Source organism: Variovorax boronicumulans NBRC 103145, from assembly GCF_001591345.1.
Classification (GTDB): Bacteria; Pseudomonadota; Gammaproteobacteria; order Burkholderiales; family Burkholderiaceae_C; genus Variovorax; species Variovorax boronicumulans.
The window spans coordinates 27,388-44,341 of sequence record NZ_BCUS01000028.1 but is presented as its reverse complement, the minus strand read 5'-3'; the positions used below and the strand labels follow the sequence as shown (position 1 = coordinate 44,341).

Annotated in this window: 16 protein-coding genes; 7 read left to right on the top strand and 9 right to left on the bottom strand. The window is 67.6% G+C overall.

All coding sequences use genetic code 11. The annotated features are described in order from the left end of the window. Position 1: 1 nt before the first annotated feature. On the top strand, positions 2-1,009 hold the full coding sequence (locus VBO01S_RS10935) for a hypothetical protein (RefSeq protein ID WP_062473901.1): 1,008 nt from the start codon (positions 2-4) through the stop codon (positions 1,007-1,009). Here VBO01S_RS10935 and VBO01S_RS10930 read toward each other — a convergent pair. From VBO01S_RS10930 to VBO01S_RS10900, 7 genes are all read right to left on the bottom strand, one after another. After that, on the bottom strand, positions 1,000-2,247 hold the full coding sequence (locus tag VBO01S_RS10930) for a phenylacetate--CoA ligase family protein (RefSeq protein WP_062473899.1): 1,248 nt from the start codon (positions 2,245-2,247) through the stop codon (positions 1,000-1,002). The two genes, VBO01S_RS10935 and VBO01S_RS10930, sit on opposite strands and share 10 nt — an antisense overlap. A 46-nt stretch (positions 2,248-2,293) precedes the next feature. Then, positions 2,294-3,106, bottom strand: coding sequence for an ABC transporter ATP-binding protein (locus tag VBO01S_RS10925; protein ID WP_062473897.1), 813 nt, complete (start codon positions 3,104-3,106; stop codon positions 2,294-2,296). Between the two features lie 169 nt (positions 3,107-3,275). Beyond that, entirely contained in the window at positions 3,276-4,607 is a 1,332-nt protein-coding gene (locus VBO01S_RS10920) for an ABC transporter substrate-binding protein (protein WP_062473894.1), read from the bottom strand. A 70-nt stretch (positions 4,608-4,677) separates the two neighbouring features. Beyond that, positions 4,678-5,742: a branched-chain amino acid ABC transporter permease gene (locus tag VBO01S_RS10915; RefSeq protein WP_062473892.1), complete on the bottom strand. Its 1,065-nt coding sequence runs from the start codon at positions 5,740-5,742 to the stop codon at positions 4,678-4,680. A gap of 4 nt (positions 5,743-5,746) precedes the next feature. Then, on the bottom strand, positions 5,747-6,676 hold the full coding sequence (locus VBO01S_RS10910) for a branched-chain amino acid ABC transporter permease (protein ID WP_062473890.1): 930 nt from the start codon (positions 6,674-6,676) through the stop codon (positions 5,747-5,749). Positions 6,677-6,678: 2 nt separating this feature from the next. Next, entirely contained in the window at positions 6,679-7,464 is a 786-nt protein-coding gene (locus tag VBO01S_RS10905) for an ABC transporter ATP-binding protein (protein ID WP_062473888.1), read from the bottom strand. Further along, on the bottom strand, positions 7,461-9,425 hold the full coding sequence (locus VBO01S_RS10900) for an AMP-dependent synthetase/ligase (protein WP_062473886.1): 1,965 nt from the start codon (positions 9,423-9,425) through the stop codon (positions 7,461-7,463). Before VBO01S_RS10900 ends, VBO01S_RS10905 begins: the two co-directional genes overlap by 4 nt. An 84-nt stretch (positions 9,426-9,509) precedes the next feature. On the opposite strand from VBO01S_RS10900, the gene VBO01S_RS10895 reads away from it, so the two are divergent. From VBO01S_RS10895 to VBO01S_RS10880, 4 genes are read left to right on the top strand one after another with little or no spacing between them, the layout of a single operon-like run. Continuing rightward, positions 9,510-10,274 carry a Crp/Fnr family transcriptional regulator gene (locus VBO01S_RS10895; protein ID WP_062473884.1) on the top strand — a complete coding sequence of 255 codons (765 nt, stop codon included), beginning with the start codon at positions 9,510-9,512 and terminating at the stop codon, positions 10,272-10,274. Positions 10,275-10,285: 11 nt separating this feature from the next. Beyond that, positions 10,286-10,765 (top strand): hypothetical protein, encoded by a 480-nt coding sequence (locus tag VBO01S_RS10890; RefSeq protein WP_062473882.1) that lies wholly within the window; start codon positions 10,286-10,288, stop codon positions 10,763-10,765. A 58-nt stretch (positions 10,766-10,823) separates the two neighbouring features. Beyond that, on the top strand, positions 10,824-11,597 hold the full coding sequence (locus VBO01S_RS10885; protein ID WP_062473880.1) for an SDR family NAD(P)-dependent oxidoreductase: 774 nt from the start codon (positions 10,824-10,826) through the stop codon (positions 11,595-11,597). Positions 11,598-11,613: 16 nt separating this feature from the next. After that, positions 11,614-11,871, top strand: a complete 258-nt coding sequence (locus VBO01S_RS10880) for a hypothetical protein (protein ID WP_062473877.1) — start codon at positions 11,614-11,616, stop codon at positions 11,869-11,871. A 112-nt stretch (positions 11,872-11,983) separates the two neighbouring features. On the opposite strand, the gene VBO01S_RS10875 is transcribed toward VBO01S_RS10880, so the two are convergent. Then, the gene (locus tag VBO01S_RS10875) at positions 11,984-12,973 is read right to left on the bottom strand and encodes a Bug family tripartite tricarboxylate transporter substrate binding protein (RefSeq protein ID WP_062473875.1); all 990 of its coding nucleotides are present in this window, start codon (positions 12,971-12,973) and stop codon (positions 11,984-11,986) included. Positions 12,974-13,218: 245 nt separating this feature from the next. Between VBO01S_RS10875 and VBO01S_RS10870 the strand changes: the two genes are divergently transcribed. Continuing rightward, positions 13,219-13,596 (top strand): VOC family protein, encoded by a 378-nt coding sequence (locus tag VBO01S_RS10870; RefSeq protein WP_062473873.1) that lies wholly within the window; start codon positions 13,219-13,221, stop codon positions 13,594-13,596. 105 nt (positions 13,597-13,701) lie between these two features. Next, the gene (locus VBO01S_RS10865; RefSeq protein WP_062473871.1) at positions 13,702-16,287 is read left to right on the top strand and encodes a hypothetical protein; all 2,586 of its coding nucleotides are present in this window, start codon (positions 13,702-13,704) and stop codon (positions 16,285-16,287) included. A gap of 50 nt (positions 16,288-16,337) precedes the next feature. On the opposite strand, the gene VBO01S_RS10860 is transcribed toward VBO01S_RS10865, so the two are convergent. Further along, the gene (locus tag VBO01S_RS10860; RefSeq protein WP_062473869.1) at positions 16,338-16,919 is read right to left on the bottom strand and encodes a superoxide dismutase; all 582 of its coding nucleotides are present in this window, start codon (positions 16,917-16,919) and stop codon (positions 16,338-16,340) included. Positions 16,920-16,954 lie beyond the last annotated feature (35 nt).

Here is a 16,954-nt window from a genome sequence, read left to right as displayed (position 1 = left end):
GATGACGTCTTCCGCTTCACTCGCGAATGCGTGGCGCTTGCCGCGCGACTTCGCGCTCATCACCCTGGCCGTCGAAGTCGCGTTGGTGTTGTTCCACTTCGGCAAGCAGCTGTGGCCCGGCATGCCGGACAGCCAGCAGATGCTTGCCAGCTATGCCCAGCCGGACGTGTGGGTTCCCATGATGGCCAACCTCTCGATGGCCTGGGTGCTGGCGGCGGCGCTGGCCTGGAGCCATGCCCGCCAGGCACTGGAGGTGCGCGGCGCCGCGAGCGTGGCGCAACTGCCCGGCCCGCACCTGCGTTATGCCGCGGTTTATCTCATCGCGCTGCTGCTGAACCACTACGCGCTGGGCCCGCTTCTCTACAAACTGCAGCAGATGCTCTTCTCGGGGAGCTGGCTTCAGGCGGTCTTCGGTGGCTTCGCGGTGACTTCGACGGCGGTCGTGTACGAAGCGGTGCAGCTGGTCGTGCTTGTGTTGAGCGTGTGGCTTGCGGCCTGGGTGGCACTGCGAGCACCGGCTGCGGCGCCGTCCGGCGACCGCGAGGTGGCAGATGCGGTGCAGGCGGGTGTGTCGCCACGCCGCGCGGTGGCAACGCTGGTCGCTGTCGTGTTCGCGTCGCTGCAGGCGCGCTGCATGATGGCCGCCAACATCGGGACGGCGATCGTCGATCCGTCGAACGGCGTCGCGCTCCTGCTGTTCTGGGGCGGTCCGCCCCTGGTGATTTTCGCGCTGTCGTACTGGGGCGGATGGCTCGGCACCGCGTCCGGCCTGACGCAGGTCCGGCCCTTCCGGGCCGTGGCGGCGTCGGTGCTGGCCTTGGTGGGGGTGTTTGCGAGCTGCGTCGTCGTCTTCGTCGTGGGGCTGCCACTGATGGTGACGTCGTCATCCGGCTTTTCCGGCGCCGTCGGCTTGATCATGCTGCTGGCCGCGCTCGTGCCGCTCTACCCCTTACTGACCGTGCTGCTCACGCGCTTCATCACGCGTCGCCTGTACCGCCCCTACTTGTAGCTGCGCGCGTCCTCGATCACCTTGCCGTCGTTCGGCAGGGTGCCCGGCGCCACCAGCTCGATGGTGCCGCGCAGCTTGGTCACTTCGCGCACCGCATCGGCGATGCGTGCGTCGAGCCCGGCCGGGGCGCCGGCGCATTCCAGCTTGAAGGTCATCTGGTCGTCGCCCATCTCGCCCGACACCACGAGCCGCGCGCGCACGATCTCGGGAAAGCGCCGCACGACCTCGGCGACCTGCGAGGGGTGCACGAACATGCCGCGCACTTTGGTGGTCTGGTCGGCGCGGCCGAGCCAGCCCTTGATGCGCTTGTTGGTGCGGCCCGTGGGGCAGGTGCCCGCGAGCACGGCCGAGAGGTCGCCGGTGCCGAAGCGCACCAGCGGGTAGTCGGGGTTGAAGGTGGTGACGACGATCTCGCCCACTTCGCCGTCGGGCACGGGGTCGCCGGTGCCGGGACGCACGATCTCGACCAGCACGCCCTCGTCGATCACCAGGCCCTGGCGCGCGCTGGTTTCATACGCGATGAGGCCCAGGTCGGCGGTCGCGTAGCACTGGATGCCCTGCACGCCGTGCGCGGCGATCCAGTCGTGCAGGCTGGGCGGAAAGGCCTCGCCGGACACCAGCGCCTTGGTGAACCACGGCAGCTTCTGGCCCTTCTCTTCGGCCTTCTCCAGCAGGATCTTCAGGAAGCTCGGCGTGCCCGCGTAGCCGTCGGGCTTGAGGTCGACGATGGCTTCGAGCTGCTGCTCGGTCTGACCCGTGCCGCCCGCGAAGATGGTGCAGCCCATGGCATGCGCGCCGCTTTCCATGATGGAGCCGGCCGGCGTCATGTGGTAGCTGAAGCTGTTGTGGATCAGCTCGCCGCTGCGAAAGCCCGCCGCATGCAGGGCGCGCGCGGTGCGCCAGTAGTCGCGCGCCTCGCCCTCGGGTTCGTAGATGGTGCCGGGGCTCGCGAAGATGCGCGGCATGCGCGGCCCGCGCACGATCGATGCGAAGCCGCCGAAGGGGTCGTCGGCGCGGCGTGCCTTCTGCAGCTCGAGCAGTTCCGACTTGCGGGTGACGGGCAGCTTCGCGAGGGCTTCACGCGAGGTGACGTCGGCGGGCTTCACGCCGTCGAGGATCTTCGTGAAGGCGGACGTTGCAGTCTGTGCCTGGGTGATCTGCCGGGGCAGCGCGGCCAGCAGGTCACGTTCGCGTTCGGCAGGGTCGCGGATTTCCAGTTGGTCGTAGTGGTCGTTCATGTCCGTACCCTTCGTCTATCGATTCGGTCGCTCTGGGGTGGGTACTTCAGGCCAGCCAACGCTTGCGGCGCTTGTAGCTCTTCACATCGCGGAAGCTCTTGCGGTCTGCGCCGCCCACGCCGAGGTAGAACTCCTTCACGTCCTCGTTCTCGCGCAGGCTCTTGGCCTCGCCGTCCATCACGATGCGGCCGTTCTCCAGGATGTAGCCGTAGTCGGCGTAGCGCAGCGCCATGTTGGTGTTCTGCTCGGCCAGCAGGAAGGTCACTTTTTCCTTGGTGTTCAGGTCTTTGACGATCTCGAACACCTCTTCCACGATCTGCGGCGCCAGGCCCATCGAGGGCTCGTCCAGCAGCACCATGGTCGGGTTGGCCATCAGCGCACGGCCGATGGCGCACATCTGCTGCTCGCCGCCCGAGGTGTAGGCCGCCTGCGAGGTGCGGCGCGTCTTCAGGCGCGGGAAATACGCGTACACCTTCTCCAGCGTCTCCTGCACCGAGGCCTTGCCGTCGGTGCGCGTGTAGGCGCCGGTCATCAGGTTCTCTTCGATGGTCAGGTGGGCGAAGCAGTGGCGGCCCTCCATCACCTGGATCAGCCCGCGCTTGACCAGCTCGGCCGGCGACAGCGCCTCGATGCGCTCGCCGCGCAGCTCGATGGTGCCCTTGGTCACGGCGCCGCGTTCGCCCGCGAGCAGGTTGCTCACGGCGCGCAGCGTGGTCGTCTTGCCGGCGCCGTTGCCGCCGAGCAGCGCGACGATGCCGCTTTCGGGCACGGTCAGCGACACGCCCTTGAGCACGAGGATCACGTGGTTGTAGATGACCTCGATGCCGTTGACGTTGAGAAGGATCTTGGGTTCGCTCATGGTGTAGTCCGAAGCATTCGAAAGAACAACGACGCTGTTCTTTCAGATACCCGCTTGACCCACCGCCCTTCGGGGAACACCGCGGAACCGGCTTTGCCGGGCCGCTGGTGTTGCCCCCTGCAAGGGGGTGGGAGAAGCGACACGAAGTGCGCGTAGCCTGGGGGTTAGCTCAAGACTGGCAGTCGGCCGCTTCGCGGCGGGTGAGCTTCTTTTCGCCCGCGTACTTGTCGGCGGCCGCCTTCACCATCGGCTTGATGATCTGGCTGTCGGCCTCGTACCAGTCGGACATGCCGCCCCACTTGGCGCCGTCCCAGGTATGGACGCGCGCCCAGGTCGAGCCCATGTGGTCCTGGCACGAGGTGCTCACCGGACGCATCACGCCCGAGAAGCCCAGGGCATCGAGCTTCTTCTGGTCGAGCGCGAGGTTCTCCATGCCCCAGCGCACCTGCTCGCCGGTCATGACCTTGCCCTTGCCGAAGCGCTCCTGCGCACGACGCACGGCCTCGATGGTCAGCATCTGGATGATCACGCCGCGCGTGTAGAGCACCGAGCCCACTTCGTCCTTCGGACCCGTGCCCTGGCCCTTGTCGTGCACCTGCTTGAGGATGTCCTGGATCACCTTGGGCTGCGTGCCCGAGGTGTTCAGCGCCAGTGCGTTGTAGCCCTTGGCGTTGGCGCCCACGTCCTTCACGTCGGGTTCGGCGCCGGCCCACCACACGCCGTACATCTTCTCGCGCGGGTAGCCCGTGGCCACGGCTTCCTTCAGGGCGGTGGAGTTCATCACGCCCCAGCCCCACAGCAGCACGAAGTCGGGACGCGACTGGCGCACCTGCAGCCAGGCCGACTTCTGTTCCACGCCCGGCGCGGTCACGGGGATCAGAGAGAGCTCGAAGCCGTTCTGCTTGGCGCGCTCCTGCAGCAGCGGGATCGGCTCCTTGCCGAACGGCGAGTCGTGGTACACGAGGGCGATCTTCTTGCCCTTGAGCTTGTCCATGCCGCCTTCTTTTTTGCCGATGTGCTGGATCAGGATGTCGGCCGCGGTCCAGTAGGAGCCCATGAGCGGGAAGTTCCACTTGAACACGCCGCCGTCCTGCGAGGCCGACAGGCCGTAGCCCAGCGTGATGAGCGGGATCTTGTCGGTGGGCACCTTGTCGGTCAGCGCGAAGGTGATGCCGGTGGCCTGCGGGTCGAACAGCGTCACGCCCGGGCGGCCCTTCAGGCGCTCGTAGCATTCCACGCCCTTGTCGGTGGCGTAGCCGGTTTCGCATTCCTCGTACGTGATCTTCACGCCGTTGATGCCGCCGGTGGCGTTGATGTACTTGATGTAGTCCTGCTTGCCGTTGGCCCAGGGCGTGCCGTTGGGCGCGTAGGGACCGGTGCGGTACACCAGCAGCGGGAAGAACTGTTCCTTGGCCTGGGCCTGCGCGAGCGAAGGCGCGAAGGCCGCGCCGAGGGTGCTGGCCACCAGGGCGGCGGTCAGAGCGAGCGATTTCAGTGTCATGCCTGTCTCCTTTTGTGGGCACCTCGGTGCCGGGTTTTTACGAACGAACAACAACAAGAACGGGAACCTGTCAGTGCGGGAAGGGCCACAGCCGCAGCTTTTCCTTGGCCGTGGACCACAGCCGCGCCAGGCCGTGGGGCTCGACGATCAGGAAGAACACGATCAGCGCGCCGAAGATCATGGTCTCCAGGTGCGAGGCCAGTGCGGTCGAGATCGAGAAGCCCAGCCAGCCCGGCAGCTGGTTCAGGAAGAGCGGCAGCAGCACGATGAAGGCGGCGCCGAAGAAGCTGCCCATGATCGAACCGAGCCCGCCGATGATCACCATGAACAGCAGCTGGAACGAGCGGTCGATGCTGAACGCCGCCGGCTCCCACGCACCCAGGTGAATGAAGCCCCACAGCGCGCCGGCCACGCCGACGATGAAGCTGCTCACCGCGAAGGCCGTGAGCTTGGCGTACACCGGACGGATGCCGATCACCGCGGCAGCCACGTCCATGTCGCGCATCGCCATCCATTCGCGGCCGATGGCGCTGCGCACCAGGTTCTTGGCCAGCAGTGCGAACACCACCACGAAGATCAGGCAGAACAGGTACTTCTGTACCGGCGACTCGATCGGCACGCCGAACACGTTCAGCCCCGCCACGCTCACCGAACCCGACGACGAGTTGTTGGTGAACCACTGGATGCGCAGGAAGGCCCAGTCAGTGAAGAACTGCGCGGCCAGCGTGGCCACCGCCAGGTACAGGCCCTTGATGCGCAGGCTCGGAATGCCGAACAGCACGCCGATCACCGTGGCGCACAGACCGCCCAGCAGCAGCGAGGCGATGAGCGGCATGCCGTCGATGCGCACCTGGAAGTTGTAGGCCGCATACGCGCCCACCGCCATGAAAGCGCCGGTGCCCAGCGAGATCTGGCCGCAGTAGCCGACCAGGATGTTCAGGCCCAGCGCCGCCAGCGACAGGATCAGGAAAGGCGTGAGGATGGCGCGCATCCAGTAGTCGGACACGCCCATCGGCACCACGACGAACGCCACGAGCAGCAGCACCAGGATCGCCAGGCGGTCCTGCGCGATCGGGAAGATCTGTTGGTCGGCGCGGTAGCTCGACTTAAACTGGCCGTTTTCTCTGTAGAACATGTGCTCAGACCCGATCGATGATTTTTTCGCCGAACAGGCCTTGCGGGCGAACCAGCAGGAAGACCAGTGCCAGCACGTAGGCAAACCAGATCTCGATGCCGCCACCGAGCATGGGGCCGAGATAGATTTCAGACAGCTTCTCGCCGACACCGATCAGCAGGCCGCCGATGATGGCGCCGGGGATCGAGGTCAGCCCGCCGAGGATCACCACCGGCAGCGCCTTCAGCGCCACCAGCGAGAGCGAGAACTGCACGCCGAGCTTGGAGCCCCAGATGATCCCGGCCACCAGTGCCGAGAAACCGGCCACCGACCACACGATCACCCAGATGCGCGACAGCGGAATGCCGATCGATTGCGCGGCCTGGTGGTCGTCGGCCACCGCGCGCAGCGCACGGCCCGTGGCCGTCTTCTGGAAGAAGATCGCCAGCACCACCACCAGCGCGGCGGACACCAGCGCGGCGATCAGGTCTTCCTGGCTCAGCAGCAGGCCGCCCTGGAAGGTGCCTTCGAGCACCATCAGCGGTTCCTTGGGCATGCCCACGTCGATCTTGTAGATGTCGTTGCCGAAGATCGTCTGGCCCACGCCGTCCAGAAAGTAGGCGATGCCCAGCGTGGCCATCAGGAGCGTGATGCCTTCCTGGTTCACCAGCTTGCTCAGCGCCAGCCGTTCGATGAGCCAGGCCACCACGATCATCACCGCCATGGCCGCGATGAAGGCCAGGATGTTCGCGAGGATCTGGCTCTGGAAGCCGAACCACAGCGGGAACCACTCGGCGAAGCGCGCCATGGCCAGCGCCGCGAACAGCACCATCGCACCCTGCGCGAAGTTGAAGACGCCCGAGGCCTTGTAGATCAGCACGAAGCCGATCGCGATCAGCGAATACAGCATGCCGACCATGAGGCCGCCGAAAAGGGTTTCGAGGAAAAATCCCATGGTCAATGCTCCACGCCGAGGTATGCCCGGATCACGTCTTCGTTGTTCCGAACTTCATCCGGCGTGCCGTCGCCGATCTTCTTGCCGTAGTCCAGCACCACCACGCGGTCGGAGATGTCCATCACCACGCCCATGTCGTGCTCGATGAGCACGATGGTCGCGCCGAACTCGTCGTTCACGTCGAGGATGAAGCGGCTCATGTCCTGCTTTTCTTCCACGTTCATGCCGGCCATGGGCTCGTCCAGCAGCAGCACCTGCGGCTCCATCGCCAGCGCGCGGCCGAGGTCGACGCGCTTTTGCAGGCCGTAGGGCAGGCGGCCCACCGGCGTCTTGCGGTGCGCCTGGATTTCCAGGAAGTCGATGATGTGCTCGACGAACTCGCGGTGCTGCAGCTCTTCGCGTTCGGCCGGGCCCCAGCGCAGCGCCTGTGCGAACAGGCCGCTCTTCATCTTGAGGTTGCGCCCGGTCATGATGTTGTCGAGCACGCTCATGCCCTTGAACAGCGCCAGGTTCTGGAAGGTGCGCGCCACGCCCATCTCGGCCACCTGGCGCGAGTTCATGTGCTTGAAGGTCTGGCCGCGGAAGGTGATGGAGCCCTGCTGCGGCCAGTACACGCCGTTGATGCAGTTCAGCATCGAGCTCTTGCCCGCGCCGTTGGGGCCGATGATGGCCCGCACCTCGTGCTCGCGCACGTTGAAGCTGATGTCGGTCAGCGCCTTCACGCCGCCGAAGCTCAGGCTGATGTTCTGGACGTCGAGGATGACGTCGCCAATTTTCCGATTGCTCATGCGGCGGCCTTCACGATGGGGAAGGTCTTGGCGTCGTTGATCTTCAGCGTGGCGCTGACAACCCCCGTGCGTCCGTCCTCGAACTTGACCTGGGTCTCGATGTACTGCGCGGTCTTGCCGCCGTACAGCGCGTCGACCAGCACGGCGTATTTCTCGGCGATGAAGCCGCGGCGCACCTTGCGCGTGCGGGTCAGTTCGTCGTCGTCGGGGTCGAGCTCCTTGTGCAGCACGAGGAAGCGCGCGATCTGCGTCTCGCCCATGCCGTCCTCGGCCGCGAGGTCGGCATTGACCTTGGCGATGCACTCGGCCACCAGCGTCAGCACCTCGGGCTTGCCGGCCAGGTCCACATAGCCGCCGTAGGCCAGGCCGCGGCGCTCGGCCCAGTTGCCGACGGCCTCGAAGTCGATGTTGACGAAGGCGCAGACCTCGTCGCGGCCGTTGCCGAAGCACACGGCTTCCTTGATCTGCGGGAAGAACTTGAGCTTGTTCTCGATGTAGTTGGGCGCAAAGATCGCGCCGCCCACGAGCCGGCCCACGTCCTTGGCGCGGTCGATGATGCGCAGGTGGCCTTCGCTGTCGAGCACGCCCGCGTCGCCGGTGTGGAAGTAGCCGTTGGCATCGAGCACCTCGGCGGTGGCGTCGGGGCGCTTGTAGTACTCCTTGAGCACCGACACGCCGCGCACCAGCACCTCGCCGTCGTCGGCGATCTTCAGTTCGATGCCCGGCGCCGCCGTGCCCACGGTCTGCAGCTTGACCTTGCCGTCCTGCTGCAGGCACACGTAGGCGCAGGTCTCGGTCTGGCCGTAGAACTGCTTGAGGTTCACGCCGATGGAGCGGTAGAAGCGGAACAGGTCGGGCCCGATGGCCGCGCCGGCCGTGTAGGCCACGCGGATGCGGCTCATGCCCAGCACGTTGCGCAGCGGGCCGTAGATCAGCAGGTTGCCCAGGCTGTACATGAAGCGGTCGCCGGTACTCACCGGAGCACCATTGAGGATGTCGGCGCCCACGCGCTGCGCCAGCGCCATGAACTTCGCATACAGCCAGCGCTTGGGCGCGGCCGCGTCTTCCATGCGGATCGACACGGCCGTGAGCAGGCCTTCGAAGGTGCGCGGCGGGCCGAAGTAGTAGCTCGGGCCGATCTCGCGCATGTCGTTCATCACCGTCTCGGCCGACTCGGGGCAGTTGAGCGTGAAGCCGCCCACCAGCCACTGCGCCACCGAGAACAGGTGGTCGCCCACCCACGCCATCGGCAGGTAGCTCATGATGTTGTCGCCGGGGCCGAGCTTGTCGGTCTCGACGCCGCCGCGCCCCGCCGCGATGAAGCTGGCGTGCGTCTGGCACACGCCCTTGGGGCGGCCGGTGGTGCCCGAGGTGTAGAGGATCACGCCGACGTCGCTGGCCTCGCCGCTCGCCACGGCGCGGTCGTAGTAGCCGGCGTTGGCCTTGTCGAAGGCCCGACCCAGCTCGCGCAGCTGCTCGTAGCTCATGAGCCCCGGCTGCTCGTAGTGGCGCAGGCCCTTGGGGTCGTCGTAGATGATGTGGCGGATGCCCTGCTGCTGGCCCTCCTGGCCTTGCTGCAGCTCGCGGCACTCGAGCAGCTTGTCGACCTGTTCCTGGTCTTCGACGATGACGAACTCGATGCTCGCGTCGTTCAGCATGAAGACCATCTCGCTGGCGACCGCGTCCTGGTACAGCGGCACGGGCACGCCGCGCAGGCTTTGCGCGGCGAGCACCGCCATGTACAGGTGCGGCCGGTTGGCGCCGACGATCGCGAGGTTGTCGAAGGCCTTGAAGCCAAGGCTTGCCAGACCGCAGGCCATCTCGCGCACTTCCTGCGCCACGGCGTTCCAGGTCCAGGTTTGCCAGATGCCAAGGTCTTTTTCGCGCACGGCGGGAGCCTCGGGACGGGCCTCGGCATGCGCGAGCAGCAGACGGGGGAAGGTGGGGGCGGTGGTTTGCACAGTGGCCGGATCGTAGGTCCCACTTTGACGCCCGGTTGTCGTTCCAACGACAATCCTAGGGACACTACTCCCCGGAGTTTCCCGATGCCTCCTGGCAACCTCAACCCACAGAACGTGCTCGGCGGTTCCATCAAGGACCGCGTGCGCCCCGCCAATGCGGCTGAACTCGATGGCATTCCGTGGCTGCCCACGCTCACGCCCGCCGAGCGCCGCCGCGCCGAGGCCACGCTCGTGGTGGGCGAGGCCGAGCCCGGCGACCTGGTGTGCCGGGTCGGGCGTTCGCCCACCTACTGGTTCGGCGTGGTCGAAGGGTTGCTGAAGATGAGCAACGACAACGCCGACGGCGGCTCGGTCACCTACACCGGCGTGCCGCCCGGTGGCTGGTTCGGCGAGGGCACGGTGATGAAGCGCGAGCCCTACCGCTACAACATCCAGGCACTGCGCCGCAGCCTCGTGGCGGGGCTGCCGATCGAGAGCTTCCACTGGCTGCTGGACCACTCCATCGGCTTCAACCGCTTCGTGATGAACCAGCTCAACGAGCGGCTGGGCCAGTTCATCGCGGCGCTGGAGATCGACCGCCTCAACAACCCCGACGCACGCGTGGCGCGCAACCTGGTGTCGCTGTTCAACCCGGTGCTGTACCCCGGCGTGGGCGAGGTCTTGCGCATCACGCAGCAGGAACTGGCGTACCTTGTCGGCCTGTCGCGCCAGCGCGTGAACGAGGCGCTCAATGCGCTGTCGGCGCAGGGGCTGATCCGCGTGGAGTACGGTGGCCTGCGCGTGCTCGACCTGCCGGGCCTGCGCGCCACCGCGATGTCCAGCCGCAAGAACAACAGCACCTCGAACTGAAAGAAAAAAACATGGCCCTCTCCGACCACCTGCAGATCGTTCCCGCCGACGCCCAGGCGAGCTTTCTGCCGCCGCAGCAGCAACAGGCCACGCAGGCCCGCAACGAGGAAGACGACGGCCCGACGCTGGAAGAGGCCATCGACCGCGCCGAGGCCTTGGGCGAACAGATCGACGCGCTCAACGAGATCCTGGCGCGCCCGCTCAAGGACATCCTGGCCGACCGCGAGAAGTCGGAAGAAGCCGCGCTGGCCTGGGACCGCTTCGGCGCGATGTGGATGCTGTCGCAGCGCGCCATGCGCCGCGTCGCGCTCGACCTGGCCGCGCAGCTCGGCGTGAGCGAGGAAGAGGTCGTGGCGCGTGCCATGGCGAACGCCAATGCCGTGCTCAACGGTGCGGACGAGGTCGACCTCGGCGGCTCCATCGCGCCCGCGCAGCTGCAGCACATCGCCCGCCACCGCAACTTCCTGCGCGCCCAGTTCCGTACCGGCTGACGCGCGCGGCCTTTCGATATCCCTTAGCCTTGCGGCCTTCTCCTGCTCCCACACCCCCATGACCACCTCCGCCTCTTCCCACCTCACCGTCATCACCGGCGCCTCGCGCGGCCTGGGCCGTGCCATGGCCGAACAACTGCTGCAGGCCGGCCACACGGTGCTCGGCATTGCGCGCAAGTCCTCGCCCGAACTGGCCGAAGCCCCCAAGGCGGCCGGCGCCGAACTGACGCAATGGGAGCAGGACCTGTCCGACCCGGTCGCCGCCGCGGCGCGCCTGTCGGACTGGCTGCGCACGCTGGACGGCCAGCGCTTCGACAGCGTCACGCTCATCAACAACGCCGGCACCGTCGGCAACCCCGCGCCGCTGTCGCGCGCCGTGCCGGCCGAACTGGCGCAGGCGCTGCGCATCGGGCTCGAGGCGCCGATGCTGCTCACGGCCGCCTTCCTCGGCGGCACGCGCGAATGGCGCGGCGCGCGCAAGGTGCTGAACATCTCGTCGGGCCTGGGCCGCAACGCCCTGGGCAGCCAGGCGCCGTACTGCGCGGCCAAGGCCGGCATGGACCATTTCTCGCGCGCCGTGGCGCTCGAGGAGGTGCATGCACCGAACGGCGCGCGCATCGTGTCGCTGGCGCCCGGCATCATCGACACCGACATGCAGGTGCAGCTGCGCGGCGCTTCGGCCGAACAGTTCCCGGACCGCACGCGCTTCGTGAGCATGAAGGAAGAAGGCCGGCTCGACAGCCCCCAGAGCGCGGCGGCCAAGGTGCTCGCCTACCTGACGCGCGCGGACTTCGGCAGCAACCCCGTGGCCGACGTGCGCGACCCGGCCTGAACACGGCGACCACATCATGGCCACCGCAAAGTCCATCGACACCGTCGAATACAAGCTCTTCCCGTCGCCGAGGAACGTGCACCGCATCGTCTTCGAGCACCAGGTGTTCGTGCCGTACCCGTACGCGCTGATCGTGATGGACGAGTTCTATTTCAAGGGCCGCTACAGCCTGTTCTCGGCCTGCCGCATGAGCGACGGGAAGATGGGGCAGGTGGCGACGTTCGAGGATGCGGCGGACGTCGAGATCTTCAACGCCAAGTTCGTGCCTGATTGAGCTCGCCCCCAGGCTTCGCGCACTTCGTGTCGCTTCGCCAACCCCCTACCGGGGGCAACACCAGCGGCCCGGCAAAGCCGGTTCCGCGGTGTTCCTGGTATGAAAACCCCTCTTACTCGATCGTCGCGCCCGAAGCCTGCACGATCCCCTTCCACTTCTCGTAGTCGGTCTTCAGCAGCGCGCCGAACTGCTCCGGCGTCATGCTCTGCGGCTCGGCGCCCTGGGCAATGATGGCCGCCTTCATTTCGGGCGTGGCCAGCAGCTTGTTGACTGCCGCATTCAGCGTGGTGACGATGTCCTTGGGCGTGCCGGCCGGCACGAAGACGCCGTACCAGGTGCTCACGTCGAAGTCCTTGTAGCCCAGCTCGGCCACGGTGGGCGCGTCGGGCAGCGAGGTGCTGCGCTTGGCGGAGGTGACCGCCAGCGGGCGCAGCTTGCCGGCCTTGATCTGCGCCATGGCCGAGGGCACCGACGACACCATCAGGTCGACGTTGCCCGCGAGCACGTCCATCATGGCCGCGTTGGAGCCCTTGTAGGGCACGTGGCGCATCTTGATCTTGGCGGCGCCGTTGAAGATCTCGCCGGCCAGGTGGATGGTGGTGCCGTTGCCCGGCGAGCCGTAGGTGATGGTGTCGGGCGCGGCGCGCGCGGCCTTCACCACGTCGTCCAGCGTCTTGAACTTGGAGTTGGCCTGCGTGACGATCACCACGGGCGTGTAGGCCACGTGGGCCACGGCCGTGAGGTCCTTCACCGGGCTGTAGCTCAGGCTCTTGTAGAGCCAGGGCGCGACGACCATGTTGTCCTTCTGGCCCATCACGATGTCGTAGCCCGTGGGCGTGGCGCGCGCGGCCTCGGCGATGCCGATGGTGCCGCCGGCGCCCGCGCGGTTGTCGGGCACCACGGTCCAGTGGTTGGCCTCGGTGAGCTTCTGCGCGACCAGGCGCGCCAGGATGTCGGTGCCGCCGCCGGGCGGGAAGGGCACGACCATGCGGATGGGCTTGGCGGGGTAGGCGGCGGTCTGGGCGTGGGCCGGGGCGGTGGCCGCCACGGCGGTGAAGGCCAGCGCAAAGGCCAGCGGACGGAGGAAGTTCGATGGGGTCATGGGGGGCATTGTCTCGTTCTGGGGGCAGGGGGGATGCAGTCTGCCGGAAGTGCCGGCGCGGGGTTTTCGCGGTTCGCGATGGCCCTCGTCTCGGCTGGCGGGGGCAGAACACGGGGCGGTGCGTACTTTCGGACGCCTTGACACCGCCCATCGTGAGTCGAATACTCCACCAAATGGTTGAGTATTTCTGGCTCGCCCGGCGCTCGGCGGTTTCCGGGCGCCCTTCCTCTTTGCGGGAGGCTCCCATGCTCGGACACATCAATGCAGTGGCCAACCTGGCGGTGAAAGACCTCGCCGTGGCCCGACGCTTCTACGAAGACACGCTCGGCCTTGCGCAGGTCGATGCCGAAGGCGACGAGGTCGTCGTCTACCGCAGCGGCAACACGCGGCTCAACGTCTACCGCTCGGCCTTCGCGGGCACCAACCAGGCCACGGCCGTGACCTGGTCGGTCGACGGCGACATCGAGCGCCTCGTGGTCGCGCTCAAGGCCAAGGGCGTGCGCTTCGAGCACTACGACATGCCCGGCACCACGCTCGCGGGCGACATCCACGTCATGGGCGAGATGAAGGTCGCGTGGTTCAAGGACCCCGACGGGAACATCCTGAACCTCATCAACGTCTGAGGAGCCCCTGTCCATCCGGCATCCCCCGTTTGGGGGAAGCCAAGGGCAGCGCGCTGCGGACAATTCCTCCTGCCATGCACCGGCCTGGCTTGGAGGAGTTCCCACATGAGCGCACCGCCGCCCGAGCAGTCAACGCCTGAACCACCCGCGCGCCCCGAGCGCGTCGCGGTCATCGCCATCCACGGCGTGGCCGACCAGAAGGCCGGCGACACGGCGCGCGCCATCGCCTCGCTGATGCTCAACCACCCCGGCCCCGGCGCCACCTACCGCCAGGCCGACTGCGACAGCCACCTCCTGCCGGTGCCGCCGCTGACCTCGATGGTGCAGCAGCGCACGGGGCATCAGGACAAGACCGAGAAGGCCGCCACGGAAGGCGGCGCTGCGCAGAAGGCCTACGTGCCGCCCGTGCGCAAGGCGATGCGGCAGTCGAAGACCTCGGACTTCAGCGCCGACGACTGGATCTCGACCGCCGAGGCCGACGACGCGGGCGTGGTGCGCGCCGCCAAGGGGCGCGGGCCGCTCACGCCGCGCGAGCTGAAGCGGAGCAACCCCGACATCGCCTTCAGCGACTACCTGCTGTTCAAGTCGCAGCGCGCCGAGCCCGACCACGAGGCCTACGAGGCCACGCGCGTGCGCATGACGCGCGACGCCACCGATGCGAACGGGCAGCCGGTGCAGCAGCGCATCGACGTGCACGAGATGTACTGGGCCGACCTGTCGCGCCTGCCGGGCTCGGTGGCGCGTATCGTCGCCGAGCTGTTCACCATCGTGTTCCGCCTCTCGCAGCTGGGCCGCGATTCGGTGGACCGCGCCGCCGAAGCGGCCGGCGTGAACAGGAAGCCCCGGCCGCCGGGCGCGCGGCGCTGGGCCTGCTTGGCCTCGCTGCAGACCGCGCTCGACTGGGCCTTTGCCAACCTGCTGGCGAACCTCTTCCTGCAGCTGCTGCTGATCGGGCTGGTGATCGCGGGGCTCGGCGGGCTGGCGCGGGTCGAGCCCGCGCCCCATGCGTTGTCGCTCACCGAGCTGCTGCGCCGGGTGCTGGCCGTGGCGGTGCCGGTGCTGGCGATCTGGTGGTACTGCTACCAGGCGCGCACCCAGGCTTCCTCGCGGATCGTGGTGGGCCTGTACGCGCTCCTGGCCGGCTGGTTCCTGTGGGCGCTGGTGCCCGCGCACTGGGTGGTCGGCGTGGCCTGGCTGGCGCTGCTCGCCGCGCTGGCCGACCGCGCCCTGCGCATCGCGCGCGACCGCTTTCCGGCGGCGCGCACCTGGGGGCTGGGCTTGATGGCGCTGACCGTGGCGGCGCTGCTCGTGCACGTGGCGATCAACGCCGCGGCGGCGGGCGCCACGGACGACCTGCGCCACTGGGTGCGCGCCGGCATGCGGGTGGTCGAGTACCTGTTGCTGGGCGTCGTGGCCTGGTGGGGCGTGGCCGGCGTGCTGCTCATCGCCTGGCTGCTCGCCGGGGAGACGGTGCCCGACCGCGGCGCCGCCGCGCGCGCCAGCATCGCCACGGGGCGGCTGGGGCTGTTCGTGTCGGTGGCGGCGTTCGTGGCGCTGTCGATGGTGTCGTGGGCCGTGCTGACGAACCTCGTGGAACTCGGCGCGAAGGACGTCGACTACGCGCCGTTCTGGTTCGGCAAGGGCATCTACTGGGCCGACGGCGCGAACTTCCTGCACAACCGCTACGAGAAGAGCACGCAGGCCTTCGCCTTGACGGCGGGCCTCACGCTGTCGCTGCTGGCCTACCTGGTGGCGGTGCTGGTGCCCAGCCTGTTCGCCGAACTCAAGGTGGCCTTCGGCACCTCGCAGGGCCTGGGCCGCTGGCTCGGCGCGGGCTACCGGCGGCTGGACCGCTTCGTCGCCGTGCTGACCAGCGCCAGCGTGGTGGTCGCCTTCGCGGTGGCCCTGTTGCTGGTGCTCAAGCAGTGCAATGTCTCGGTCGGCGGATGGATCGACGAGGCGGTGATCTGGGTGTCGGCGCTGTCGCAAAGCGGGCTCAAGCCGCTGATCTTCACCGCCGCCACGCTGGCCGCTTCCGTCTCGCTGCTCGGAGGTTTTCTCACGCGCACCGTGCCGGGCCTGCGCATGCCGCTCGACGTGGCGCTGGACGTCGACGGCCACTTCCGCGAGTTTCCGCGCCGCGCCATTCCGCGCGCGCGCATCTTCTCGCGCTACGTGTCGCTGCTGGAGCACGTGGCGGCGCAGGGCTACGACCGCATCGTGATCGTGGCCCACAGCCAGGGCACTGTGATCTCGACCGAACTGCTGCGCTACCTGCAGTTCCGCGCGGCGCAGCAGGTCGATGCGCGGGTGACCGACCTCTGGGCGGCGCTCAACAAGAGCCGCCTGCTGCTGCTCACTGCCGGCTGCCCGCTGCGCCAGCTGTATGCGGCGCGCTTTCCGCACCTCTACGGCTGGGTGACGGCGGAAGACGCGAACGGCGGCGGGCCGAGCGCGGCCCAGGTCGGCGTGGCCCGCTGGGTCAACCTCTACACGGCGGGCGACTACGTGGGCCGCTGGCTCTGGGGCGCGGACGACAAGCCGTACGAGCAGGTGACGACGCCGCCGGCCTGGTGTGTCGCGGCCGAGCACGAGGCCTGCCTCGGCCTGGGCGCCCACACCCACTACTTCGACCTCGACCAGGCGTACGTGGCGCGCTGGATCGACTGGATGGTGACGGCGCGCCCATGAAAAAAGCCGGCCCGCAGGCCGGCTTTTTCTTCATGCCGAAAGCATGGGCTTCAGCCGAAGTTCTTGGCCGCGAAGTCCCAGTTCACCAGCTTGGCCAGGAAGGTCTCGACGAACTTCGGGCGCAGGTTGCGGTAGTCGATGTAGTACGCGTGTTCCCACACGTCCACCGTCAGCAGCGCCGTGTCGGCGGTGGTCAGCGGCGTGCCGGCGGCGCCGGTGTTCACGATGTCCACCGAACCGTCGGCCTTCTTCACGAGCCACGTCCAGCCCGAGCCGAAGTTGCCCACGGCCGACTTCACGAAGGCTTCCTTGAAGGCGTCGTAGCTGCCCCACTTGGCGTCGATGGCCTTGGCCAGTGCGCCGGTGGGTGCGCCGCCGCCTTGGGGCTTCATGCAGTTCCAGAAGAAGGTGTGGTTCCAGATCTGGGCGGCGTTGTTGTAGATGCCGCCGCTGGACTTCTTGACGATCTCTTCGAGCGTCATCGCTTCGAACTCGGTGCCCTTTTGCAGGTTGTTCAGGTTCACCACGTAGGCGTTGTGGTGCTTGCCGTGGTGGAACTCGAGCGTTTCCTGCGAGTACTCGGGGGCCAGTGCGTCGATGGCGTACGGCAGCGGGGGAAGGGTGTGTTCCATGGTGGAGCCTTTCTTTCTAGTTGGTGGATAAAGAC

Bases quoted from the DNA above. Each gene is read 5' to 3' on its own strand.
- VBO01S_RS10865 (WP_062473871.1), top strand. From the start codon at position 13,702: ATGAGCGCACCGCCGCCCGAGCAGTCAACGCCTGAACCACCCGCGCGC.
- VBO01S_RS10860 (WP_062473869.1), bottom strand. From the start codon at position 16,919: ATGGAACACACCCTTCCCCCGCTGCCGTACGCCATCGACGCACTGGCC.
- VBO01S_RS10895 (WP_062473884.1), top strand. From the start codon at position 9,510: ATGCCTCCTGGCAACCTCAACCCACAGAACGTGCTCGGCGGTTCCATC.
- VBO01S_RS10920 (WP_062473894.1), bottom strand. From the start codon at position 4,607: ATGACACTGAAATCGCTCGCTCTGACCGCCGCCCTGGTGGCCAGCACC.
- VBO01S_RS10905 (WP_062473888.1), bottom strand. From the start codon at position 7,464: ATGAGCAATCGGAAAATTGGCGACGTCATCCTCGACGTCCAGAACATC.
- VBO01S_RS10925 (WP_062473897.1), bottom strand. From the start codon at position 3,106: ATGAGCGAACCCAAGATCCTTCTCAACGTCAACGGCATCGAGGTCATC.
- VBO01S_RS10915 (WP_062473892.1), bottom strand. From the start codon at position 5,742: ATGTTCTACAGAGAAAACGGCCAGTTTAAGTCGAGCTACCGCGCCGAC.
- VBO01S_RS10870 (WP_062473873.1), top strand. From the start codon at position 13,219: ATGCTCGGACACATCAATGCAGTGGCCAACCTGGCGGTGAAAGACCTC.
- VBO01S_RS10935 (WP_062473901.1), top strand. From the start codon at position 2: ATGACGTCTTCCGCTTCACTCGCGAATGCGTGGCGCTTGCCGCGCGAC.
- VBO01S_RS10885 (WP_062473880.1), top strand. From the start codon at position 10,824: ATGACCACCTCCGCCTCTTCCCACCTCACCGTCATCACCGGCGCCTCG.
- VBO01S_RS10880 (WP_062473877.1), top strand. From the start codon at position 11,614: ATGGCCACCGCAAAGTCCATCGACACCGTCGAATACAAGCTCTTCCCG.
- VBO01S_RS10890 (WP_062473882.1), top strand. From the start codon at position 10,286: ATGGCCCTCTCCGACCACCTGCAGATCGTTCCCGCCGACGCCCAGGCG.
- VBO01S_RS10910 (WP_062473890.1), bottom strand. From the start codon at position 6,676: ATGGGATTTTTCCTCGAAACCCTTTTCGGCGGCCTCATGGTCGGCATG.
- VBO01S_RS10930 (WP_062473899.1), bottom strand. From the start codon at position 2,247: ATGAACGACCACTACGACCAACTGGAAATCCGCGACCCTGCCGAACGC.
- VBO01S_RS10875 (WP_062473875.1), bottom strand. From the start codon at position 12,973: ATGACCCCATCGAACTTCCTCCGTCCGCTGGCCTTTGCGCTGGCCTTC.